General features: G+C 69.0%; 20 protein-coding genes. 11 read left to right on the top strand and 9 right to left on the bottom strand.

Annotation, left to right across the window (positions count from 1 at the left end; translation table 11 throughout):
- Positions 1-130: 130 nt before the first annotated feature.
- Genes ACFOY2_RS30975 through ACFOY2_RS30955 form a run of 5 tightly spaced genes read left to right on the top strand, consistent with a single transcriptional unit; the run spans position 131 to position 5,571 of the window.
- A complete protein-coding gene (locus ACFOY2_RS30975) occupies positions 131-1,426 on the top strand; it encodes an ABC transporter substrate-binding protein (protein ID WP_379531634.1) in 1,296 nt (431 codons plus the stop codon).
- Positions 1,423-2,385, top strand: a complete 963-nt coding sequence (locus ACFOY2_RS30970; RefSeq protein WP_379531633.1) for a carbohydrate ABC transporter permease — start codon at positions 1,423-1,425, stop codon at positions 2,383-2,385. Before ACFOY2_RS30975 ends, ACFOY2_RS30970 begins: the two co-directional genes overlap by 4 nt.
- Positions 2,382-3,185: a carbohydrate ABC transporter permease gene (locus ACFOY2_RS30965; RefSeq protein WP_379531632.1), complete on the top strand. Its 804-nt coding sequence runs from the start codon at positions 2,382-2,384 to the stop codon at positions 3,183-3,185. Before ACFOY2_RS30970 ends, ACFOY2_RS30965 begins: the two co-directional genes overlap by 4 nt.
- Positions 3,182-4,543: a GH1 family beta-glucosidase gene (locus tag ACFOY2_RS30960; RefSeq protein WP_379531631.1), complete on the top strand. Its 1,362-nt coding sequence runs from the start codon at positions 3,182-3,184 to the stop codon at positions 4,541-4,543. Before ACFOY2_RS30965 ends, ACFOY2_RS30960 begins: the two co-directional genes overlap by 4 nt.
- A 32-nt stretch (positions 4,544-4,575) precedes the next feature.
- Positions 4,576-5,571 carry a LacI family DNA-binding transcriptional regulator gene (locus ACFOY2_RS30955; protein WP_379531630.1) on the top strand — a complete coding sequence of 332 codons (996 nt, stop codon included), beginning with the start codon at positions 4,576-4,578 and terminating at the stop codon, positions 5,569-5,571.
- A 35-nt stretch (positions 5,572-5,606) separates the two neighbouring features.
- Here the strand turns inward: ACFOY2_RS30955 and ACFOY2_RS30950 are convergent, their stop codons facing one another.
- The 5 genes from ACFOY2_RS30950 to ACFOY2_RS30930 form a co-directional block, all read right to left on the bottom strand.
- Complete coding sequence (locus ACFOY2_RS30950) at positions 5,607-7,121, bottom strand: glycoside hydrolase family 13 protein (protein ID WP_379531629.1); 1,515 nt, start codon at positions 7,119-7,121, stop codon at positions 5,607-5,609.
- Positions 7,122-7,124: 3 nt separating this feature from the next.
- Complete coding sequence (locus ACFOY2_RS30945) at positions 7,125-8,060, bottom strand: carbohydrate ABC transporter permease (RefSeq protein WP_379531628.1); 936 nt, start codon at positions 8,058-8,060, stop codon at positions 7,125-7,127.
- Positions 8,057-8,923 carry a carbohydrate ABC transporter permease gene (locus ACFOY2_RS30940; protein WP_379531627.1) on the bottom strand — a complete coding sequence of 289 codons (867 nt, stop codon included), beginning with the start codon at positions 8,921-8,923 and terminating at the stop codon, positions 8,057-8,059. The genes ACFOY2_RS30945 and ACFOY2_RS30940 overlap by 4 nt, the downstream gene beginning before the upstream one ends.
- Positions 8,924-8,928: 5 nt before the next feature.
- Positions 8,929-10,278 carry an ABC transporter substrate-binding protein gene (locus ACFOY2_RS30935; RefSeq protein WP_379531626.1) on the bottom strand — a complete coding sequence of 450 codons (1,350 nt, stop codon included), beginning with the start codon at positions 10,276-10,278 and terminating at the stop codon, positions 8,929-8,931.
- Positions 10,279-10,383: 105 nt separating this feature from the next.
- Complete coding sequence (locus tag ACFOY2_RS30930; protein ID WP_379531625.1) at positions 10,384-11,370, bottom strand: LacI family DNA-binding transcriptional regulator; 987 nt, start codon at positions 11,368-11,370, stop codon at positions 10,384-10,386.
- A 237-nt stretch (positions 11,371-11,607) separates the two neighbouring features.
- On the opposite strand from ACFOY2_RS30930, the gene ACFOY2_RS30925 reads away from it, so the two are divergent.
- A complete protein-coding gene (locus ACFOY2_RS30925) occupies positions 11,608-14,871 on the top strand; it encodes a discoidin domain-containing protein (RefSeq protein ID WP_379531624.1) in 3,264 nt (1,087 codons plus the stop codon).
- On the opposite strand, the gene ACFOY2_RS30920 is transcribed toward ACFOY2_RS30925, so the two are convergent.
- Positions 14,868-15,740 (bottom strand): sugar kinase, encoded by an 873-nt coding sequence (locus ACFOY2_RS30920; RefSeq protein ID WP_379531623.1) that lies wholly within the window; start codon positions 15,738-15,740, stop codon positions 14,868-14,870. The genes ACFOY2_RS30925 and ACFOY2_RS30920 overlap by 4 nt on opposite strands.
- A 176-nt stretch (positions 15,741-15,916) precedes the next feature.
- Between ACFOY2_RS30920 and ACFOY2_RS30915 the strand changes: the two genes are divergently transcribed.
- The 3 genes from ACFOY2_RS30915 (at position 15,917) to ACFOY2_RS30905 (ending at position 18,220) form a co-directional block, all read left to right on the top strand.
- Positions 15,917-16,654 (top strand): hypothetical protein, encoded by a 738-nt coding sequence (locus ACFOY2_RS30915; protein WP_379531622.1) that lies wholly within the window; start codon positions 15,917-15,919, stop codon positions 16,652-16,654.
- Between the two features lie 140 nt (positions 16,655-16,794).
- Positions 16,795-17,499: a DUF4344 domain-containing metallopeptidase gene (locus ACFOY2_RS30910; RefSeq protein ID WP_379531621.1), complete on the top strand. Its 705-nt coding sequence runs from the start codon at positions 16,795-16,797 to the stop codon at positions 17,497-17,499.
- A 16-nt stretch (positions 17,500-17,515) separates the two neighbouring features.
- On the top strand, positions 17,516-18,220 hold the full coding sequence (locus ACFOY2_RS30905; RefSeq protein WP_379531620.1) for a maleylpyruvate isomerase family mycothiol-dependent enzyme: 705 nt from the start codon (positions 17,516-17,518) through the stop codon (positions 18,218-18,220).
- Positions 18,221-18,235: 15 nt separating this feature from the next.
- Here the strand turns inward: ACFOY2_RS30905 and ACFOY2_RS30900 are convergent, their stop codons facing one another.
- From ACFOY2_RS30900 to ACFOY2_RS30890, 3 genes are all read right to left on the bottom strand, one after another.
- The gene (locus ACFOY2_RS30900; RefSeq protein ID WP_379531619.1) at positions 18,236-18,475 is read right to left on the bottom strand and encodes a DUF3040 domain-containing protein; all 240 of its coding nucleotides are present in this window, start codon (positions 18,473-18,475) and stop codon (positions 18,236-18,238) included.
- A 74-nt stretch (positions 18,476-18,549) separates the two neighbouring features.
- Entirely contained in the window at positions 18,550-19,497 is a 948-nt protein-coding gene (locus ACFOY2_RS30895; RefSeq protein WP_379531618.1) for a DUF1152 domain-containing protein, read from the bottom strand.
- Positions 19,498-19,531: 34 nt separating this feature from the next.
- Positions 19,532-20,278, bottom strand: coding sequence for an SDR family NAD(P)-dependent oxidoreductase (locus ACFOY2_RS30890; RefSeq protein ID WP_379531617.1), 747 nt, complete (start codon positions 20,276-20,278; stop codon positions 19,532-19,534).
- 63 nt (positions 20,279-20,341) lie between these two features.
- On the opposite strand from ACFOY2_RS30890, the gene ACFOY2_RS30885 reads away from it, so the two are divergent.
- The gene (locus ACFOY2_RS30885; RefSeq protein WP_379531616.1) at positions 20,342-21,415 is read left to right on the top strand and encodes an MFS transporter; all 1,074 of its coding nucleotides are present in this window, start codon (positions 20,342-20,344) and stop codon (positions 21,413-21,415) included.
- Between the two features lie 104 nt (positions 21,416-21,519).
- Positions 21,520-23,337, top strand: coding sequence for a DNA helicase RecQ (gene recQ, locus ACFOY2_RS30880; protein ID WP_379531615.1), 1,818 nt, complete (start codon positions 21,520-21,522; stop codon positions 23,335-23,337).
- Positions 23,338-23,385: the final 48 nt, after the last annotated feature.

The following is a 23,385-nucleotide window of genomic DNA, read 5'->3' as shown; positions in this document are numbered from 1 at the left end:
CACGGCGCGTGAACGCGCTCTCTCGTAACAACGATCGTTATTTAACAGCCGTTGACAGGCAGGCGTGAGCTTCGCGAATCTCTTGAGAGAGCGCTCTCTCAATTCGTAGCCCAACCTCAGGAGGGTTTCCATGTCCCCTCGCGTCCGACGGCTGGCCGTGCCCTTGCTGACCGCGTCCGTACTCGCTCTGGCGACGGCCTGCGGGGGCGGCGGCGGGAGCACCGCCACGGAGACGAGCGCCAAGCCCGGCGAGAAGATCAAACTGACCGTCGATCTCTTCGGCGACTTCGGCTTCAAGCCCCTCTACGAGGAGTACAAGAAGACCCACCCCGACATCGAGGTCGTCGAGAACGTCACCCAGTTCAACGACCACCACAACAACCTGGTCAAGCGGCTGGCCACCAACGCCGGCGCGGGCGACGTCGTGGCCGTCGAGGTCGGCTACATCAGCACCTTCACCGCCCAGCCCGGCAGGTTCGCCGACCTCAAGCAGTACGGGCTCGACAAGCGCCAGGCCGACTACCTCGACTGGAAGTGGCTGCAGGGCCTCAGCAAGGACCGCACGCAGGTGCTCGGGCTCGGCACCGACGTCGGCGGCCTGGCCATGTGCTACCGCAAGGACCTGTTCGACAAGGCCGGGCTGCCGAGCGACCGGGCCGAGGTGGCGGCGCTCTGGCCGACCTGGGAGGACTACATCGCGACCGGCAAGAAGTTCGCCGGCGCGAACGTGCCGGGCGCCAAGTTCGTGGACTCCCCCGGCGAGATCTTCCGTGCCATGGTCAACCAGGCTTCCACCGGCCTGTACGACGCCCAGGACCAGATCATCGTGGACTCCAACCCCGAAGTGAAGAAGGCGTGGGACCTGTCGAACCGGCTCACGCAGGACGGCCTGACCGCCAAACTGGCCGCCTTCTCACCGCCGTGGAACACCGGCTTCGCCAAGGGCTCGTTCGCCACGATCATCTGCCCGGCCTGGATGACGGGCTTCATCCAGGAGCAGGCCAAGGACTCGGCCGGCAAGTGGGACATCGCGACCGTGCCCGGCGGCTCCGGCAACAGCGGCGGCTCACACCTGATGGTGCCCAAGCAGAGCAAGCACCCGAAGGAGGCGGCCGAGCTGATCGACTTCCTCACCTCCAAGGAGAACCAGGCGAAGGTGTTCAAGGAGGAGGGCACGTTCCCGTCGATCCCCGCGCTCTACGACGACCCGTCGATCCAGAACTTCACCAAGCCGTTCTTCGGCGACGCCCCCATCGGCAAGATCTACTCCGAGGCCGCCAAGGCGCTCAAGCCGCAGCACCTCGGCCCCAAGGAGGGTGACGTCCGGGTCGCGATCGGCAACGGGCTCGGCCGCGTCGAGCAGGGCAAGCAGACGCCCGACCAGGCGTGGACGCAGGTGCTCGAGGACGTCAAGAAGATCAAATGAGCGCCCTTCCCCTCGCGGTCACACGGCGGCGCGGGCGCGGCGTGCGGCACACCCTCGACACGAGGGTGTCGCCGTACGCCTACGTGGCGCCGTTCTTCCTGCTGTTCTGCGCGTTCGGGCTGTTCCCGCTGGTCTACACGGCCTGGGTGAGCCTGCACGAGTGGACGCTGCTGTCGGAGACCCAGACCTTCGTCGGGCTGGACAACTTCGCCACGCTCCTGGCCGACGGCTACTTCTGGAACGCCACGTTCAACACCCTGTCCATCGGGGTGCTCTCGACCGTGCCGCAACTCGCGCTGTCCATCTGGCTGGCCCACCTACTCAACCGGCGGCTGCGCTTCCAGACGCTGTTGCGGATCTCGCTGCTGCTGCCGAACGTCACGAGCGTGGTGGCCGTCGTCGTGATCTTCAGCCAGCTCTTCGGCCGGGACTTCGGAATGATCAACTGGGTCCTGTCGTGGTTCGGCGTCGGCAGCATCGACTGGGCGGCGGGTACCGCGAGCTCGCACCTCGCCCTGTCCATCATGATCATGTGGCGCTGGACCGGCTACAACGCGCTGATCTTCCTGGCGGCCATGCAGGCCGTGCCGCGCGATCTGTACGAGGCCGCCACGCTGGACGGCGCGAGCGGCTTCACGCAGCTCCGGAAGATCACGATCCCGATGATCCGGCCGACGATCGTCTTCGTGGTCATCGTCTCCACGATCGGGGCCATGCAGATCATCGCCGAGCCCATGCTGTTCGGGCAGAGCAGCGGCGGCGGGGGCGGCATCGCCACGGGCGGGCCCGACCGGCAGTTCCAGACCCTCGCGCTGTTCGTCTACGAGCAGGGCTTCGCGAACTCGACGTTCGACTTCGGCTACGCCTCGGCCGCGTCCTGGCTGATGTTCGTGGCCGTGGTGATCGTCGCGGGGATCAACTTCCTGATCACCCGGCGGGTGAAAGGCGGGCTGGTATGAGGCTGCGCTATCTGACTCTGACCGCGGTGGCCTTCTTCTCGGCCTTCCCGCTCTACTACAGCGTCGTCGTGGCCTCCCGGCACAACTCGGCGCTGGCCCAGGTGCCGCCGCCGCTGATCCCCGGCGGCAACTTCTTCGCCAACGTCGCCCGGGTCTTCGACACCGTCCCGTTCGGGCTGGCGCTGGTCAACTCGCTCATCGTGGCGGGCTCGATCTCGGTCGCGGTGATGTTCTTCTCGACGCTGGCCGGGTTCGCCTTCGCCAAGCTGGCGTTCAGGGGCAGGAACGTCATGCTCGTGATCACCGTGGCCACCATGATGGTCCCGGCGCAGCTCGGCATCATCCCGCTCTACATGCTCATGGTGAAACTGGAGTGGACCGGCACCAACTACGCGCTGATCGTGCCCGCGCTGGTCAACGCGTTCGGCGTGTTCTTCATGACGCAGTACCTGAGCCGCGCCCTGCCCACCGAGCTGCTGGAGGCCGGGCGGGTCGACGGGTGCACGACGTGGGGGCTGTTCTGGCACGTCGTCCTGCCCGCCGCCCGGCCCGCGGCGGCCGTGCTGGGCATGCTGACGTTCATGTCGGCCTGGAACGACTACTTCTGGCCGCTGGTCGTGCTGAGCCCGGACAATCCGACCGTCCAGGTCGCCCTGTCCACGCTGGCCAGCGGCTACGTCAACGACTACGTGCTCGGGCTGGCCGGCACCGCGATCGGCACGCTGCCGCTCGTGGCTGTCTTCGTCCTGTTCGGCAAGCAAATCATCGGCGGAATCATGCAAGGAGCTGTTAAGGGATGATCTTTCCGGAGGACTTCGTCTGGGGCGCCGCCACCGCCTCCTACCAGATCGAGGGGGCGGTCAAGGAGGACGGGCGAGGCCAGTCGATCTGGGACACCTTCTCCCATACCCCCGGGAACGTGGCGGACGGCGACACCGGAGACGTCGCCTGCGACCACTACCACCGCTACGGCGACGACATCGGGCTGATGCGCGAGCTGGGGCTGGCGGCCTACCGGTTCTCGGTGGCCTGGCCGCGCGTCCAGCCCGACGGGGCGGGGCCGATCAATCCGCGCGGGCTGGCGTTCTACGACCGGCTCGTGGACGAACTACTCGCCGCCAACATTTCCCCATATGTCACCCTTTATCACTGGGATCTTCCGCAAGCTCTCGAAGACCTCGGCGGCTGGACCAACCGCGACACCGCCTACCGATTCGCCGACTACGCTCAGGCCGTCCACGACCGGCTCGGCGACCGGGTACGCGACTGGACGACGCTGAACGAGCCGTGGGTGTCGGCCTTCCTCGGCTACGGCAACGGCGTGCACGCGCCGGGCCGCCGCAACCCGGCCGACGCCATGCGCTCGGCGCACCACCTGCTGCTCGGCCACGGACTGGCCGCACGGCACCTGCGTCCCGGCACGGTCATGCTCGTGGTCAACTCCGCGCCCGTGCTCACCCCCGCCCAGGTCAACGACCCCTCCGCGGTGCCCAGCGAGGCGGACGCGGCCGTGGCCCACCGCGTCCACACCCTGTTGACCAGGCAGTTCCTCGATCCGGCGGTGCTCGGCACGTACCCGGATGAGGTCCTGGCCGCGGCGGAGCGCAACGGCGGGACCGACCACATCCACGACGGCGACCTGACCCTGATCAACGCGCCGATCGACCTGGTCGGCGTCAACTACTACAACCCGTGCGTCGTCGAGTCGGGCCCCGGCCTGCCCGCCGACGCGGCCTGGCCGGGCACGGAGGACGTCAGGTTCACCACGGCCGACGCGCCCACCACGGCGATGGGCTGGCCGATCGTCCCAGACGGCCTGTCCAGGCTCCTCGTCCGGCTCTCACACGACTATCCGCAGGTCGGCCTGATGGTCACGGAGAACGGCGCGGCCTTCGACGACGTCGTGCAGGACGGCCGGGTGCACGACGACGACCGGGTCGGCTACCTGGAAGGGCACCTGCGCGAGGTGTGGCGGGCCATCGAGGCGGGCGCCGACCTGCGCGGATACCTGGTCTGGTCGCTGCTCGACAACTTCGAGTGGGCCGAGGGCTACCGGCGCAGGTTCGGGATCGTGCACGTGGACTACGCGACACAAACCAGGGTGCCCAAGGACAGCGCCCTGTGGTACCGCGACGTCATCGCCAGAAACGGCCTGTAGATTCTTTCCGTGCTCTCCCATTTGGTGCGGTCATGAGACGCCCGACCCTGGAAGCGGTCGCCGCCCGGGCGGGCGTGTCGCGCGCCACCGCCTCCCGGGTCGTCAACGGGCAGACGACGGTGGCGCCCCACATCCGCGACGCCGTGCAGCGCGCGATCGACGAGCTGGGCTACGTGCCCAACTCCGCCGCGCGCAGCCTGGTCACCCAGCGCACCGACTCGATCGCGCTGGTCGTCAGCGAGCCCGGCACCCGGGTCTTCTCCGAGGATCCGATGTTCTCCACGGCGATCAGGTCGGCGTCGATGGAGCTGGAGGCGGTCAACAAGCAGGTCGTGCTGATGCTGGCCTCCTCGCCCAAGAGCCATGCCCGGGTCGAGCGCTACATCTCGGGCGGGCACGTGGACGGCGTCATGCTCATCTCCATGCACGGCGCCGACCCGCTGCCGTCCGCCCTGTCGCGGCTGCGGGTTCCCGTGGTCTCGTACGGGCGGCCGGCCGTCCCCGTGGACATCCCGTTCGTCGACAACGACAACGTGGGCGGGGCGGAGGCCGGGGTCCGGCACCTGGTGGAGTCGGGACGGCGGCGCATCGCCACGATCGCGGGCCCGCAGGACATGATCGCCGGGCAGGACCGGCTCACCGGCTACCGCAACGTGCTGCGCGACTCCGACCGCCGCTCGATCGTGGCGGTCGGCGACTTCACCCGCGAGTCGGGGGCGGTCGCGATGCGGCAGCTCCTCGGCGACGACCCCGGGCTCGACGCCGTCTTCGTGGCCAACGACCTGATGGCGGTCGGAGCGCTGCAGTCGTTGCGCCAGGCCGGCCGCCGGGTGCCCGACGACGTGGCCGTGGTGGGCTTCGACGACATCGAGGCGGCCAAGTACACCGAACCGCCGCTGACGACGCTGCGGCATCCGGTGGCCGAGCAGGCGGCGGCCATGGTCGGGCTGCTCCTGGAGCTCTTCGAGGGCGGCCCGACCGAGCCGGTGATCATGCCGACAGAACTGGTCATCCGCGAGTCGGCCTGACCGGGCGGGCCGCAGCCCGCCCGGAGCGCCCTCGCCTAGCGCTCGATCAGCCAGACCGTGGTGTCGCAGGGCAGGGCGCCGTCCTCCAGGGGGCCGCTGGCCAGGACGACCTCTCCGGCGGGCAGCGGCACCGGGTCCGCGCCCAGGTTCGTGACGCTGGTCAGGCCCGAGTCCCTGACGAAGGCCAGCACCCGTTCCCCCAGGGAGAGCCAGGTCAGCGTCCCGTCCCCGAGCAGCTGCCTGCGCAGGGAGAGGCCCTTGCGGTACAGGTTGAGCATCGAGCCCAGGTCCGTCCGCTGGGCCTGCGCGGTCAGCTTGCGCCAGTTCTCCGGCTGCGGCAGCCACGGCGTGCCGGTGCCGAACCCGAACGGCGGCTCCTCGCCCGACCACGGCAGCGGGATGCGGCAGCCGTCGCGGCCCGGGTTGGCGCCGCCCGACCTGGCGTGCATCGGGTCCTGGCGGACCTCGTCCGGCAGGTCTTCGACCTCGGGCAGGCCGAGCTCCTCGCCCTGGTAGACGTAGACGGAGCCGGGCAGCGCCAGCGCCAGCAGGGCCGCCGCGCGCGCCCGGCGGTAGCCGAGCTCCGGGTCCGACGGGGTGCCGTGGAGGCGGCCCCCGTGCTCGAACGTGGTGTCGGCGCGGCCGTACCTGGTGACCGGCCGCGTCACGTCGTGATTGGACAGCACCCACGTCGGCGGGGCGCCGATGGGGGTGTGGGTGGCCAGCGTCAGGTCGATGGACCTGCGCAGGTCGGCCGGGTCCCACGCGCAGGACAGGAAGTCGAAGTTGAAGGCGGTGTGCAGCTCGTCGGGGCGCAGGTAGCGGGCGAAACGCTCCTGATCGGGGAGCCAGACCTCCCCGATCAGAACGCGCTCGCCGTACTCGTCGGCCACCTCGCGCCACCGGCGGTAGACGTCGTGGACCTCGTCGAGGTCTTCGTAACCGGTGTCTGATTTGAACAACAGGGCGGCCGAGTCGATGCGGAAGCCGTCCACGCCCCGGTCGAACCAGAACCGCAGCACGTCCTCGAACTCCCGGTGGACGTCGGGGTTGGCCCAGTTGAAGTCCGGCTGCTCGGGGGCGAACAGGTGCAGGTACCACTGGCCGTCGGGGACCTGGGTCCAGGCGGAGCCGCCGAAGATGGACTGCCAGTCGTTCAGCGGCTCGTCGGCGAACCAGAAGCGGTCCCTGGCGGTCCGGTCGGCGAGGGCCTCCTGGAACCAGGCGCTGTGGGTGGAGCTGTGGTTCGGGACCACGTCGATGATGACCTTGATGTCGAGTTCGTGGGCCTCCTCGATGAATCGCTCCGCCTCGCCCAGCGAGCCGAAGACGGGCTCGATGTCCCGGTAGTCGGCCACGTCGTAGCCGCCGTCGGCCATCGGCGACGGATACCACGGGTTGAGCCAGATGGCGTCGATCCCGAGGTCCTTCAGGTAGGGCAGGCGTGAGCGCAGCCCGGCGAGATCGCCGGCGCCGTCGCCGTTCCCGTCGGCGAAACTACGCAGGTAGACCTGGTAGATCGCGGCCCCCCGCCACCACGTTTGCGACATGCGCTATCCCTTGATGCTCCCGGCGGTGAGACCCGCCATGATGTGCCGTTGGAAGATGAAGAAAACGATGATCATGGGGATGCTCGCGATGACGAGCCCGCCCATGACCTGGTTCTGCGTCACCGCTCCCGCCGTCTGCGACAGGCCCACGCTGATCGTCATCTTCTCGCTGTCGGTCATGACCAGCAGCGGAAGGACGAAATCCTTGAACGCGGTGACGATCGTGAAGATGGACACCACGCCGAGGATCGGCCTGGAGACCGGCAGCACGACCGACCACAGGATCCGCAGCGGGCCCGCGCCGTCGATCTGCGCCGCCTCGATCAGTTCCCGGGGGATCGAATCGAAGAACCGTTTGAGCAGAAAAATGTTGAAGCCGTTGGCCGCCGCGGGGAACCACAGACCCCACGCGTTGTTGAGCAGCCCCAGGTCCACGATCGTGACGTAGAGCGGAATGAGGATGACCATCGGCGGGATCATGAGTGTGGCCAGCATCGCGCCGAGGATCACGCCGCCGAACATCGGCCGCAGCTTCGACAGCGCGTAGGCGGCCGTGACGTCCACCGCCATGGAGAACAGCCACGCGCCCAGGGCGTAGTAGCCGGTGTTGGCCAGCAGTGTGCCGATGTCGAACAGGTCCCACGCCTCGAAGAAGGCGTCCGGCCTCGGATCGGCGGGGAAGAGCGACGGCGGCATCTCGGCGATCTCCTCCGGCGTCTTCATGGCGCCGGTGATCATCCAGTAGAGCGGGAAGACGAACGCCAGCGTGAAAACCGCGATCACCGTGACCAGGACCAGCCAGTAGACGCGCCGGCCCCATTTGCTGTTGAGCTGGTGCGGCGAGACGATCGTCCGGTGCCGCACCTCGATCGGCTTCGGCGTCCTGCGCCTGCTCCTGCTCGCGCCCGTGGCGACGCGACGCGCGCCAACCGCGCTCATGCGGTTTCCTCCCGGGTCGTCCTGAGTTGGAAGGCGGCGAAGACGAGGAGGGCGAGCATGAGCATCATGCCCAGCGCGCCGGCCTGGCCGTAGTTCATCTGCGAGAAGGCGAACTGGTACATCAGGTACGCCACCGAGACCGTGGCGTTCTCCGGGCCGCCGCCGGTGAGCATGTACGGCTCGATGAACACCTGCATGGTCGCCACGATCTGCAGCATCAGCATGAGCAGCAGGATCAGCCGCGTCTGCGGGATCGTGACGTGCCTGATCCGCTGGAAGATGCCGGCGCCGTCGAGCTCGGCGGCCTCGTACAGCTCGGGCGGGATGTTCTGCAGCGCGGCCAGGTAGATCAGCGTGGCGCTGCCCATGTTCATCCACGTGGAGACCAGGACGAGCGAGATCAGCGCCGTGGCCGAGCTGTCGAGCCAGGCCAGCGGCGGCAGGCCGAAGAAGCCGAGCACCTGGTTGAACAGTCCGGGCCCCGGATCGTAGAACCACCGGAACAGCAGCACCGCCACGATCGGCGGCAGCATGACCGGCAGGTAGACCACGAAGCGCAGGTAGGCGCGGGCGTGGCGCAACTCGTTCAGCACGAGCGCGACGACGAACGGGACGGCGTAGCCGCACAGCAGCGCGAGCAGCGTGAACTCCACGGTGTTCAGCCACGCCTCGCCGAAGGCCGGATCCTGGACGGCGGCCGAGAAGTTGTCCAGGCCCACCCACTCGGGCGGGTTGATCAGGTCGGTCTTCTGGAAGCTCAGCACGAACTCCCTGACCATCGGATACCAGGCGAACACCGTGAAGCAGAACAGCGCCGCGCACAGGAACCCGTAGGCCGTCAGATTGCGCCTCACGATTCCCATCAAGGTCAGCCCTTGGCCGCCAGCATGGAGTTCGCCTTGGTCTCGGCGTCGGCGAGCAACTGGTCGGCACTTGCGTCCTTGCGGCTGAGCACGCCCGACATGGCCACGTCGAGGATGGCGTACAGCTCCTGCGCGTGCACCGGCTCGGCCTTCGGCGGGATGGTCGCGGCGGCGTCCACGTACGGCTGGTAGTTCTCGACCGGCAGCGAGGCGTTCTTGACGCGGTCGGCCTGGATGGCCTGGCCCGTGGGCGAGTCGCCGTAGACGGCGTTGTCCGGCACGCCGACCGGGTTGCCGATGGACTTGCCCCGGGCGAAGTCGAAGCGGCCCTTGCCGACGGTGTTGAAGCGGAAGTCGATCCACGCCATGCCGGCCTTGGCCTCCTCGGGGGTGGCCTTCGGGTTGATCATGAACGCTTCCCCGCCGCTCAGCGACGCCTTGGCCTCGGGGAAGGCGGTGATGCCGTAGTCGGCGACGTTGCCCTTGAACTTGTTGACGACGTCGGTGACCACGTCGGGCGCGCCCAGCATCATGCCGACCTTGCCGCTGCCCATGGCCATCATCAGCGATTCCCAGCCGACCAGGAGCTTGTTGCCCATGCTGTTGTCGACCCAGCGCATGTCGTGCAGGTTCTGCAGCACGGCCTTGCCCTCGGGTGAGTTGAACGCGGCCTTCTTGTTGTCGGGGGTCAGGATGGCGCCGCCTCGGCCGTAGATGGCCTGCGTGAAGTGCCAGCCGCCGGTGTTGCCGCCGGAGTACTCGCCGTAGCCCACGAACCCGGGACCGAGCCCGGCGATCTTCTTGGCCGCCTCGCGGACCTCGGCCCACGTCTTGGGCGGGCTGCTCGGGTCGAGGCCGGCCTTGGTGAACAGGGCGCGGTTGTAGACCAGGCCGACGCCGTAGTGGACGTTCGGCACGCCGTACACCTTGCCGTCCTTGGTGACCAGTTCGCGGACGTCGGGGCGTAAGTCGTTCCAGTTCTTGACGGCGCCGGTGTACTGCGTGACGTCGAGCGCCTGGCCCTTGCCGATGACATCGTCGTAGTTGGTCACCGGCACCACGAACACGGTCTCCATCTGGCCGCCCGCCAGTTTGGGGCCGAAGGTCTTGGGGTCGAAGCAGGGCTGCTGGTCGGTGCTCTTGACCGTCACGCCGGGGTTCGCCTTCATGAACGCGGCCACGTCGTCGTCCCAGGCCTGGCGTTCCTTGGGGGCGGACTTGGCGGGCTGGCAGGCCACCGTGATCGTCACGGCCTTGGCGCCGCCGGCGGATGAAGGGGCGGGCTCACCTGAACCGCAAGCCGTGGCCGTCAGCCCGAGCACGGTTACGAGCAGGAGTCCGGTGGATCGCTGCATGGTCTGACCCTTCTGAATGCGAGGTGCCCACACCATAGGATCGCCGACCAAATGACGCAATATTTCGACTTCACATTGCAAGATAACGACTACATCACGCTCTCATCAGTGAGCTCGGGCGGTGGAGGCGCGGACGACGAGTTCCGGCTCGAAGAGCAGTTCGTCGGCGGGCACGGCCGCCTTGTCGATCTGGGCCACCAGCAGGTCCACCGCCGCGCGTCCCATGGCGTCGATCGGCTGGCGGACCGTGGTCAGGGGCGGCTCGGTGCAGTTCATCAGAGCCGAGTCGTCGAAGCCGATGACCGAGATGTCGCCGGGGACGGTCAGCCCCGCGCGGCGGGCGGCCCTGACGGTGCCGAGCGCCAGCAGGTCGCTGGCGCAGATCACGCCCGTGACCCCGCGCCTGACCAGCCGGGCGGCGGCGGCGTGCCCGCCTTCGAGCGAGAACATCGTGTGCTCGACCAGTTCGGGGTCGCCGCCCTCCGACTGGAAGGTCGCCAGTTTGCGCCGCGACGGCATGTGGTCCTTGGGCCCGAGCACCATGCCGACCCGCTCGTGACCGAGCGCGCGCAGGTGGGCCAGGGCCATCTCGGCCGCGACCACGTCGTCGCACGAGACCTGCGGGAAGTCGAGGTGGTGGACGGCCGCGTTGACCAGGACGGTGGGCAGCTTGCGCTCGTGCAGCAGCTCGTAGTGCCCGTGGGAGGCGTCGGCCTGGGCGTACAGGCCGCCGGCGAAGACCACGCCGCTGACCTGCTGCTGGAGCAGCAGGTCGACGTAGTCGGCCTCGGAGACGCCGCCGACCGTGCGCGTGCACAACACCGAGGTGAACCCCTGCTGGGCCAGGGCGCCGCCGACCACTTCCGCGAAGGCGGGGAAGATCGGGTTCTGCAGCTCGGGGAGCACGAGGCCGACGAGCCGGGCGCGGTCGCCGCGCAACTGGGTGGGACGTTCGTAGCCGAGCACGTCGAGCGCGGTCAGCACGGCCTCGCGGGTCGCGTCGGAGACCCCCGGCTTGCCGTTGAGCACGCGGCTCACGGTCGCCTCGCTCACCCCGACCTTTTTCGCCACCTCTGCGAGTCGTCGTGTCATGCGCAAACTATACGGCCTGGAGCGCAAGCGCTTGCAATGGCTTACATCCGCCGGACGTAGCCCTTGCACGCCGCCCGCGACGGCCTTGATGCGTGGACACCCGATGTGACCAGCAGCGGAGCACTCTCTTTCACAACTTCAGTCAGTCAATTGTTTGCGAAATGCAGTCGAAATATTGCGGCCATCTGCATGACATCTTATGGTTCGGCCAACACCCTTACCCGAAGGGCCACCCCCATGAGAGCACTCTTAGCCGCCCTTGCGTTAGTCCTCGGAGTCCTGACCACACCCGCCCAAGCGGCGGCCGACACCAACCTCGCCGCCGGCAGACCCGCCACCGCCAGCAGCTCCACCGACGTCTACGGCGCCTCCAACGCCACCGACGGCAACCAGGCCACCTACTGGGAATCGGCCAACAACGCCTTCCCCCAGTGGATCCAGGTCGACCTCGGCACCACCGCCACCCTCAGCCGGCTCGTCCTCAAACTCCCCACCGGCTGGCCTGCCCGCACCCAGACGCTGACCGTGCAGACCAGTACGAACGGCACCGCCTTCACCACCGCCGTGCCCTCGGCCGCCTACACCTTCAACCCCACCGCCACCATCCCCCTGACTGCCGGCACCCGATACGTGCGCCTGACCATCACCGCCAACACCGGCTGGCCCGCGGGGCAGATCTCCGAATTCGAGATCTGGGGCACCACCCCCGACGACCCCCCGCCGCCCACCGGTACCAACCTCACCCTCGGCAAGCCCCTCGCCGAGTCCTCCCACACCCACACCTACGTCGCGGCCAACGCGGGCGACGACAACGTCCAGACCTACTGGGAGAGCGCCGCCTACCCCGCCACCCTGACCGCCCAGCTCGGCGCCAACGCCGACCTGACCTCCCTCACCCTCAAGCTCAACCCCGACCCCGCCTGGGCCCGGCGCACCCAGACCATCCAGGTCCTCGGCCGCGAACAGAGCGCCACCGCCTTCACCACCCTGGTCAACCAGGCCGCCTACACCTTCGACCCGGCCACCGGCAACTCCGTCACCATCCCCCTGACCGCCAAGGCCGCCGACGTCCGCCTCCAGATCACCGCCAACACCGGCGCCCCCGGCGGCCAGATCGCCGAGTTCCAGATCTTCGGCGTCCCCTCCGCCAACCCCGACCTCACGGTGTCGAACCTGACCTCCAGCCCGGCCGCGCCGGTCGAGACCGACGCGGTCACGCTGTCGGCCACGGTCAGGAACGCCGGCACCGCCGCTTCCGCCGCGACCTCGCTCACCTTCTACGCGGGCACCGCCAAGGTCGGCACCGCCGCCGTCGGCGCGCTGGCCGCGGGGGCGACGGCCACCGTGTCGGCGAACATCGGGGCCAGGGACGCGGGCACGTACCAGCTCTCGGCCAAAGTGGACGAGGACAACAAGGTCATCGAGCAGAACGAGAACAACAACACCACCACAGGCACCCTGACTGTGAAGCCCGTTGACACGGCCGACCTGATCGCCTCCCCCGTCGCCTGGACGCCGGGCAACCCGGCCGCGGGCAACACGGTGACGTTCTCCGTCGCGATCAAGAATCAGGGGACGGTCGCGTCCGGCGGCGGCTCCCACGGCATCACACTCACCGTCACGAACGACTCCGGCACCGTCGTCAGAACGCTGACCGGCTCCACCAGCGGCGCGATCGCCCCCGGCGCCACGACCGCCCCGGTGAACCTGGGCACCTGGACGGCCGCCAACGGCAGGTACACGGTCAAGACCGTGCTCGCCGACGACCCCAACGAGTTGCCGGTCAAACGCGCCAACAACACCAGCGAGCTGTCGCTGTTCGTCGGCCGAGGCGCGAACATGCCGTACGACACCTACGAGGCGGAGGACGCCGTGATCGGCGGCGGCGCCGCCCGCGTCGGGCCGAGCAGGGAGATCGGCACCCTCGCGGGCGAGGCGTCGGGCCGCCGCGCGGTGACGCTCAACACGACCGGCGCGTACGTCGAGTTCACCCCGAGGGCCGACACCAACACCCTGGTCACCCGCTTCTCGATGCCCGACGCGCCGGGCGGAGGCGGCCTGAACTCCACGCTGAACGTCTACGTCGACGGCTCCTTCCTCAAGGCCGTCAATCTGACCTCGCGCTTCGCCTGGCTCTACGGCCCCGAGGCCAGCCCGAACAACAACCCCGGCTCGGGCCCGCCCAGGCACATCTACGACGAGGCGAACGTGCTGCTCGGCACCACCGTGCGGGCCGGCAGCAAGATCAGGCTGCAGAAGGACGCGGCCAACGCCCACACCTACGCCATCGACTTCGTCGACTTCGAGCAGGTCGCGCCGATCGGCAACCCTGATCCGGCCAAGTACGCCGTACCGGCCGGGTTCAGCCACCAGGACGTGCAGAACGCCCTCGACAAGGCCCGCATGGACGCCAACCTGACCGGCGTCTACCTGCCCGCGGGCGACTACCAGACCTCCAGCAAGTTCCAGGTGTACGGCAAGGCGGTCCGGATCGTCGGGGCCGGCCCCTGGTTCACCCGGTTCAACGCCCCGTCGGGGCAGGAGAACACCGATGTCGGCTTCCGCGCGGACGCGACGGCCAATGGCACCACGTTCGCGAACTTCGCCTACTTCGGCAACTACACCTCGCGCATCGACGGCCCCGGCAAGGTGTTCGACCTGTCGAACGTGGCGAACATCACGATCGACAACATCTGGGCCGAGCACCAGATCTGCCTGTTGTGGGGTTCCAACACCGACAACCTGACGATCAAGAACTCGCGGATCAGGAACGTCTTCGCCGACGGCCTGAACCTGACCAACGGCAGCACCGGCAACCACGTCACCAACGTCGAGACCAGGGCCACGGGCGACGACAGCTTCGCGCTGTTCTCGGCCACCGACAACAACTCGGGCGAGCAGTACGGCAACGTCTACGAGAACCTGACCTCGCTGCTCACCTGGCGGGCCGCCGGCGTGGCCGTGTACGGCGGCTACGACAACGCCTTCAGGAACATCTACGTGGCCGACACGCTGACCTATCCGGGCGTCACGATCAGCTCGCTGGACTTCGGGATCCCGATGCACGGGTTCGGGGCCAGCCCGCCCACGACCTTCGACAACATCTCGCTGGTCAGGTCCGGCGGGCACTTCTGGGGGCAGCAGACCTTCCCGGCGATGTGGCTGTTCTCCTCCTCGAAGGTGTTCCAGGGCATCCGGGTCAGCAACCTGGACATCGTGGACCCGACCTACAGCGGGATCATGTTCCAGACGGGCTACTCGGGCTCCACCCCGCTGAACCCGGTCAAGGACACGGTCTTCACGAACGTGTCGATCAGCGGCGCGAAGAAGAGCGGCGACGCCTTCGACGCCAAGTCGGGCTTCGGCATCTGGGTGAACGAGCTGCCCGAACCCGGCCAGGGGCCCGCGGTCGGTTCGGCCACCTTCAACAACCTGCGGTTCAGCGACAACTACCAGAACATCAAGAACACGACCTCGACCTTCACCCTCACTCAGAACTAGAGCTCGCCCCTGGTGGGCAGTCCCTGCCAGTCGCTCACGCTGGTCACCGCGGCGGCGCTCAGCAGCGCCCCGCGGTGCAGGCGTTCCTGGGGGATGAGGCCGTCGAGCGCGGCGCTGATGTAGCCCGCGGCGAACGCCTCCCCCGCGCCCGAGGTGTCCACGATGGGCACCTGCCAGCCCTGCACGTCGTAACGCATCCGGTCGGCCCGCACGCTCGCGCCCTTCACGCCGCGGTCCACGACAACCTCGCGGGCCGGTGTGAGGGCGGGCTTGACCAGGTCGAGCTCGTCCTGGCGGAGGAAGAGCAGGTGGGAGTCGCAGGCCAGCTCACCGAGCACCCGCTCGGCATCGCGTACCGACGGCCACAACTCGGGGACGTACTCGACGGCGAAGGAGATCATCACGCCGGCGTTCTTGGCGGCGTTCACGGCGGTCCGCACGGCCTCCTGCGCGTCCCTGCCGAGCCCGGCCGTGAGGCCGGTCACGTGGAGCATCTTGGACGCGGCGATGCGGTCGATGGGCACGTTGCCGGGCGTGAGCCGCGACCCGGCGCAGCCGGTGCGGTACTGCGTGACCTTGGGCTCGCGCCCGACGCGGGACTCCCGCAGGAGCAGGCCCGTGCGCAGCCCTTCCGACACGCGCATGTCCGCGGCGTCCACGCCCTCGCCCTTGAGCACGGTCAGCACGCGCGCGCCCACTTCGTCGTCGCCGACCTTGCCCAGGTACGCGGTCCGGTGCCCGAGTCTGGCCAGGGCGACGGCCAGGGTGAACTCCGGGCCGCACACGTCCAGTCTGGCCTCGCTCTCGTGGCGTACCCGGCCGCTGGAGACGACCCCGAGTGGCTCTCCGAGCGTATAGACGTCCGTCATGTCGCTATCACTTCTGCGTAAAGGGAATTTTTTTGCATTGCCCCTGCGTAAGGCCGTGATCAAATATTTTCTGTAACTTTAGCGAACCTTTCCCCGTTAGCGTGACTCAAAGTAGTAGTGGAGCCGGCACCCCGGGCCGGTTCTGAGTCAATACGGGGAGAGGAATCAGCACCCTCATGAGAAAGATCGCAGTAGGTATCGTTTCCGCCCTTGTGGGCGGGGCCATGCTGGTGTCCGGTGCGGGCGCCGCCTCTGCCACCACCAAGGTGGACACCCAGCTCAAGATCCGCGACATCTCGCCGAACCCTGTCGTCGTCAAGCCCGGCAGCGAGACGACCGCGTTCTTCGACGTCGGCGCCAGCTCCGACGTCAAGTCGGTGGTTCTGAGCGTGGCCCCCGAAGAGGGCTTCCGCACCATGCGCACCAAGGACGTCAAGGACCTCGAGGGCTGGCGCTTCGCCATCGCCTTCAACGACAACGACCCGGCCGGCAAGTGGAAGGCCACCGCGGTCGCCCTCGACGGCCAGGGCAAGCGGATCGCGACGGACTCCGCCTTCTTCTCCGTCCAGGTCAACAAGGGCAAGGCCGACACGCGCATCTCGCGCTTCAGCGCCGACCCCTCCAAGGTCCGTAAGGGCAAGACGATCTCCTTCTCCGGCCGTCTCCAGGTCAACGACGACGGCTGGGAGGGCGTTCGCGGCAAGAAGGTGAACGTCTACCAGCGCGCCAACGGCTCCAGCGGCTGGAAGTGGGTCGCCTCGGGCTACACCAAGTGGGGCGGCAAGTTCACCGCCAAGACGCGCGCCTACAGCAGCGGCACGTTCCGGGCCGTCTACGCCGGCAGTGACGAGCTGAAGGGCGCCACGAGCCGCACGGACTACGTGCGGGTCTACGGCCCCTGGTGGAGGCGTTAATCACCATTCCTGAGACCCGGTCCTTCACAAGGGCCGGGTCTCCGGCTTTTCCGGCCCCTTTCCTTAATGAAAGGTTTAGCGATCATTCAATGCGTGAAGGGACAGTCGCATTGCGTTGATCGACCCCGAAGGAGCCACGCATGCCGCACCCCGTCATCGCCCTCGTCCTGAGCATGACGAGCACGCTGGGGGCTGCGCCTGCGCCCGACCTGTCCGTCCGCTACGAACGCCCCGGCTCACCCCGCGCCGAGCAGGCCCGCGAGACCCTGAAAGACAGCCGCGCGCTGCGGACGCACATCCGCCTGCCCAAACCGATCGAGGTCGTCGCCCGCGACTGCGACTCGCCGAAGGCCACGTGGGACGGCGGCAAACGCCGGATCACGCTCTGCTACTCCCTGATCGACCAGGTGCGCCGCGAGATGACCGGGCTCTCGGAGACCGAGGAGACCGACGAGCGCACCGCGGAGGCCCGCATGGACGGCGCCATGGCGGTGCTCTTCCACCACCAGCTCGGCCACGCCCTGGCCGACCTCAACGGCCTGCCCGGCAACGAGACGCAGGCCGACCAGTTCGCGGCGCTGACGCTCGCCGCCGACGCGCCCGAGCACGTCGTGTCCGCCGCGGAGGCCCGCCATCTGCTCGCCGGCCACACCGGCATCGACCACCTCTCCGGCATCGACGAGTCGGCCGCGTTCACGTGCCTGCTGTACGGGTCCGACCCGGCCAAACACGCCCGCATCGCCCAGGGCGGCTGGGTTCCGGCCGAACGGGCGCCGTACTGCGCGGGCGAGTACCAGCGGGTCAAGTCCGCCGTCGGCGCAATGGCGGTGAAAGCGGGGACGTAACGGGTAGCGTCCCGGTATGGCTGAGGACCTGCTGAAAGACTTCGACCCGTTCGGCATCTTCGACGCCGAGGCGGCCAGGCTCGACCGGTTCTTCGCGGGTCTCGACGAGGCCGGCTGGCGGCGTCCGTCCCGGTGCGAAGGCTGGTCGGTCCGCGACGTGCTGGCCCACCTGGCGGGCGAGGAGCTCTACAACCACGCCTGCCTCGACGGCACCGTGCCCGAGCTGATGAGCCTGCTGGCCGCGGAAGGGGTGAGCGGGTTCAACGACTTCAACGACTGGTGCGTGCGCCGGCGCCGCGACCTGCCCGTCGAGCAGGTGCTGGAGGAGTGGCGGAGCAAGAACGCCGAAACCCGGCGGCGCATGCGCGAACTCGGCCAGAGCGCCCTGCTCGACACGATGGCCGGCCCCTATCCCGTGGGCCTGCAGACCCTCCACTACGACTCCGAGTACGCCACCCACGCCGACGACGTCGGGGCGCCCGTGGCGGAGAAGGAAGCCGACGACAGGACGCTGTGGCGGGTCGCGGTGGGGCGGTTCGTGCTGGTGGAGCAGCAGGCGAAGGTGCAGGTCGAACAGACGGCCGACGAGATCTGGGTGGCCGTGGACGGAAGCAGCGCCTCGCTGTCGTACCCGGAGTTCGTGGAGGCGACCGTGGGGCGCCTGCCCGACTCCCACGGCGTCGAACCGCGCATCGCCTCGGCCCTGAGGTGCCTGGCCTGAGACTCTCCCACGGGGTCAGGTCGTCAGCACGGCAAGCAGCAGCAGCACGATCACCACGGCCCCGGCCGAGAAGATCAGCCAGACATGGGCCAGAGCCCACATTCGCAGCCGGTCTCCGTACGCCTGTTGGAAGACGTCACCGCCAGACTCGATCCTGTTGATCGCCGCGACGCGCTGGACCAGCTCGGGATCGTCCCGCTCAAGTGCCTGCTCGATCTCAGCGAGGATGCGGCGTTCCCTTCCAGTGAGACCCATCGCGATCACCATTGCTCTCACACGCCGGTGAATCCCTTGTACCCACGAGTAGCTGAGGCATTCCCGCCGTCGCTCTAGTGCGGGAACGCCTTGGGCGGCCGGGGCACGACCTCTTCACGGTACGCCTCGATGATGGAGGCGACCTGGCGAATGAGCACAGTGTCCTCTAAACGGTCAAGATAGAGCGAACGTCGGGCCAGGCCGTCGAGGTCCACGGCGAAGTAGATCGCCATGAGCGGGTTGACGAACAGCTCGCTGCCGCGCGTCCTGTCCGTGAAGCGCACGTCGCCGAACTCGCCGCGCACCGCCGCCGCGATCGAGCCGTTCACGATGCTGGGGTAGGCAGGCAGCTCCGCCTGGGCGTGGGCCACGGCGTCGAGGTAGAGCGCGCCCGCCTTCGTGGCCCTGGAGACCGAGAAGGCTCCCAGGTAGGCGCCCTCGCGTTCGAGGGCGGCGAGGTTCTCCAGGACCTGGACGTGGTTGACGCCGTGGTAGGCGTCCACGCCGAAGCCGAGGCAGACGACGATCTTCTCGGGCACGTCGAGGCCGTGGACGGCGGCCAGGCTCGCCATGTCGTCGGCCGGAGTGCCCAGGCCCGCCTCGTCGCCGCGCATCAGGATGTCGGTGCCGCCGTCGACCAGGACGATCGCGTCCAGGTCGAGGTGTCCGGCGAGTTCGGCGTACGCCGCGCGCAGGGGGCGCACGCCGACCTTGGGGAAGGCGTACACCGTGTCGGGCAGGCGGTGCGTGGCCAGCCAGCGGGCCAGCCAGCCCTCGGGGAAGTACCAGTCTCTGGAGGGCGTGCCGGGGCGGATCGCGGCGACGTCCTCGGCCAGCCAGACGTCGAGGTCGAGCGCGTCCAGGTGGCTGAACGACAGGTTCGCCAGGTGGACCTCCTTGCCCGCCTCGTGGAGGGCCAGGGCGAGGGGCAGTCCGGCGTAGACGTCGGAACCCCCGCCCGCGCCGGCGACGAGAATCCGGCTGCGGGCCTCAAGCCTGGCGGACAGCGGCGAATCGAACATGCGGCATATTTTCCTCCATGGCGGGGCCTGATTCTCATTCCCTCGCTTCGGGATCCAGGCCGAGGACCGTACGGCCGCCGTCCACGGGGACGGTCGCGCCGTTGACGAACGCGGCGTCGTCAGAGAGCAGGTGCGCCACGACGGAGGCCACCTCGGCCGGGGTCGCGACCCTGCCCAGCGGGTGGAGCGCGGCGAGCTCCGCGTCCGCCTGCGGCCGTTCGGCCCTGAGCGCCTCGTAGCGTTCCGTCGCCACCGAGCCGGGGGCCACGGCGTTGACCCTGATGCCGCGCCGGCCGTACTCGACGGCCAGGGCCCTGGTCAGGCCCTCGGTGGCGGCCTTGGCCGTGGCGTACGGCAGGCTGCCCGGCACCGGCCTGGTCGCCTGGTGCGAGGTGAGGTTGACGATGGCGCCGGGGGTGCCGGCGGCCAGGAAGTGGCGTACGGCGGTGGCGCAGCCCACGACGGCCAGGTCCAGGTTCGCCGCGATCAGGGCTCTGACCTCGGCGATCGGGGACGAGTGCACGGAGGCGTCACGGAAGACGGCCGCGTTGTTGACCCAGCCTTTGAGGGTGCCCGACTCCTGCGCCAGGTCGGCGGCCCAGGCGGCGACCTCCTCGTCGGCGGCGTCGCCGATCACGGGGACCACGCGGGGGCCCGCCCAGTCGAGGGCGGCGCGGTCGCGTTCGATGACGACCACGGTGTCCCTCTCGCCCAGCAGCCGCTCCACCACGGCCTTTCCGATGCCACGTCCGCCGCCGGTCACTACATAGGAAAGACTCATGACTCAACGCTATTGCGCTGGCGTGACGATTATCACCGTATTTCCGGGCCGTGAACGGGAACAATGGCTGGAGTGATCACCACGCCCGGCCCGAAGGCGCACGCGCGTATGGTCGGCGCACTCGCTATCACGCAAACCGCAGGATATGGCGTTCTTTATTACGCTTTTTCTGTCTTTATCCCGCCGATGTCCCGCGACTTGGGCGCCGGGGTCGCCGAACTCACCGGCGCCATCACCCTGTCGGTGCTGGTGTCGGGGCTGGCGGCGCCGTTCATCGGCCGCCGGCTCGACCGGCGCGGCGGGCGCGGCCTGATGACGGTCGGCTCCCTGGTCGGCGGCCTGGGAGTGCTGGCCTGGTCGCAGGTGCAGCACGTGGCCCACCTGTACGCCGTGTGCGCGGTGCTGGGCCTCGCGTCGGCGATGGTGCTGTACGAGGCGGCGTTCGCGGTGATCGTCGCCTGGTTCGACGCGGCACGGCGGGCGCGGGCGCTGCTCGCGGTGACAGTGGTCGCGGGGTTCGCCTCCAGCATCTTCCTGCCGCTGACGGGGCTCCTCGTCGATCGCTACGGGTGGCGGCAGGCGCTGGTCGTGCTGGCCGTCGGGTACGCGCTGACCGCCGTCCCCCTCCACGCCCTGGCCGTACGCGGACGGGGCTCCCCCGCCCACGCCGGCCGGGGCGAGATCGTCGGCGCCGTGGCCGGGCTGCTCGGGGTGCTGTCGGTGACCGGGCGGCTGGTCACGACCGGGCTGCAGGCGCGCTGGCGGGTGGCGCTGATCACGGCCGCGATGTTCGGCGTGCAGGGGTTGGCGGCGGTGCTGCTGCCGCTGGTCGGCCGGAGCGTGCCCGGGGCGGTGGCGGGCGTGGTGCTGTTCGGGCTGGGGTTCGGGGTCGCCACGATCGCGCGGCCCGCGCTGCTGGCCGACCGGTACGGGACGGTCGCGTACGCGTCGCTGAGCGGGGCCCTGGCGCTGCCGATCACGATCTCCAAGGCGGTCGCGCCGCTGCTCGCCGCCGGGATCGCGCAGTTCGTCGGGTATCCGGCGGTCATGGGGGCGGTGGCCGGGGCGTGCGTGGCCGGGGCGTTGGCGCTGGTGGCCTACGATCGTGGCACCCGTACGGACACCGCTCCGGCCTGAGATGGGCGCGGGCTTTCGGGCGCTTGCGGATCAACCGGACACCGCCCGATCGCCATCGGCGGAACCCGCCAACCCACCGCTCCACGATCACGTAAGGTAGCCACATGGATACCCCCACCGAGGTCCTGCACCGCGTGTTCGGTTACGACTCGTTCAGGGCGGGTCAGCAGGAGATCATCGACCATGTCGTGGCTGGCGGCGACGCGCTCGTCCTCATGCCCACCGGCGGCGGCAAATCGCTCTGCTACCAGATCCCCGCTCTGGTGCGCCCCGGTGTGGGGGTGGTCATCTCCCCTCTGATCGCGCTGATGCAGGACCAGGTCGACGCGCTGCGGGCGCTCGGCGTACGCGCGGGGTTCCTCAACTCCACCCAGGACTTCGACGAACGCCGGCTCGTGGAGGCCGAGTTCACCTCCGGGGAGCTCGACCTGCTCTACCTCGCGCCAGAACGGCTGCGCGTCGACGCCACGCTGCGGCTGCTGGCCAAGGGCGAGATCTCGCTGTTCGCCATCGACGAGGCCCACTGCGTGGCGCAGTGGGGCCACGACTTCCGTCCCGACTACCTCGCCCTCTCCGAGCTGCACGAACGCTGGCCGCAGATCCCGCGCATCGCCCTGACCGCCACCGCCACCCCGGCCACCCACGCCGAGATCTCCTCCAGGCTCGGCCTCGACCAGGCCCGCCACTTCGTGGCCAGCTTCGACCGGCCCAACATCGACTACCGCATCACGGCCAAGAGCGAGCCCAAACGGCAACTCCTCGAGTTCCTGCGCACCGAACATCCCGACGAGTCGGGCATCGTCTACTGCATGTCGCGCTCCTCGGTGGAGAAGATCGCCGAGTTCCTCGTCGACAACGGCATCGCGGCCGTGCCGTACCACGCGGGGCTCGACGCCCGCACCCGCGCCGCCCACCAGTCCCGCTTCCTGCGCGAAGAGGGCCTGATCGTGGTGGCCACGATCGCGTTCGGCATGGGCATCGACAAACCCGACGTCCGCTTCGTCGCCCACCTCGACCTGCCCAAGTCGGTGGAGGGCTACTACCAGGAGACCGGCCGCGCGGGCCGCGACGGGCTGCCCGCGACGGCGTGGATGGCCTACGGGCTGAACGACGTCGTCCAGCACCGGCGCATGGCCATGGAGGGCGACGAGGCCCACCACCGCCGCCAGATGCTCCACCTCGACGCCATGCTGGCGCTGTGCGAGACCGTCGGCTGCCGGCGCGTGATGCTGCTCGACTACTTCGGGCAGAAGGGCGCCGAGCCGTGCGGCAACTGCGACACCTGCCAGAGGCCGCCCGAGTCATGGGACGGCACCGTCCCCGCCCAGAAGGTGCTCTCGACCGTGTGGCGGCTGGAGCGAGAGCGGCGGCAGAAGTTCGGGGTGGGGCAGGTGGTCGACATCCTGCTCGGCAAGAAGACCGCCAAGGTGCTGCAGCACGGCCACGAGACGCTGAAGGTGTTCGGGGTGGGGGCCGACCTCGGCAACGCGGAGTGGCATGGCGTGGCGCGTCAGCTCCTGGCCCAGGGGCTGCTGGCGGTGGAGTCCGCCCACGGCACCCTGGTCCTGACCGACGCCAGCCACACCGTCCTGCGCGGGCAGCGCGAGGTGCTCCTGCGCCGCGACACTCTCCGCCCGGCCCGCGTCAAAACCGCCACCCCGGCCGCCAAGGCCCGCGAGCAGGCCACCGAACTTTCCCCCGAGGCCACCGCCGTCTTCGAACGCCTCCGTGCCTGGCGCGGCGCGACCGCGAAGGAACAAGGCGTCCCCGCCTACGTCATCTTCCACGACGCCACCCTCCGCGAGATCGCCGCCTTGGGCCCGTCAACGTTGGCCGAGCTGAGCACAGTGAACGGGGTCGGGGAAAACAAGCTGGCGAAGTACGGCGAACAGGTCCTCCAAACTCTCCGTGGGGAGGAGTGAGCGTCGGCGGGGTGAGGCAGGCGCTCGCCGACGCGCGCTGGTGAACGG

The organism is Nonomuraea purpurea (genome assembly GCF_042650645.1).
GTDB classification, from domain to species: Bacteria; Actinomycetota; Actinomycetes; order Streptosporangiales; family Streptosporangiaceae; genus Nonomuraea; species Nonomuraea purpurea.
This window is presented reverse-complemented; position numbering and strand designations above follow the sequence as displayed.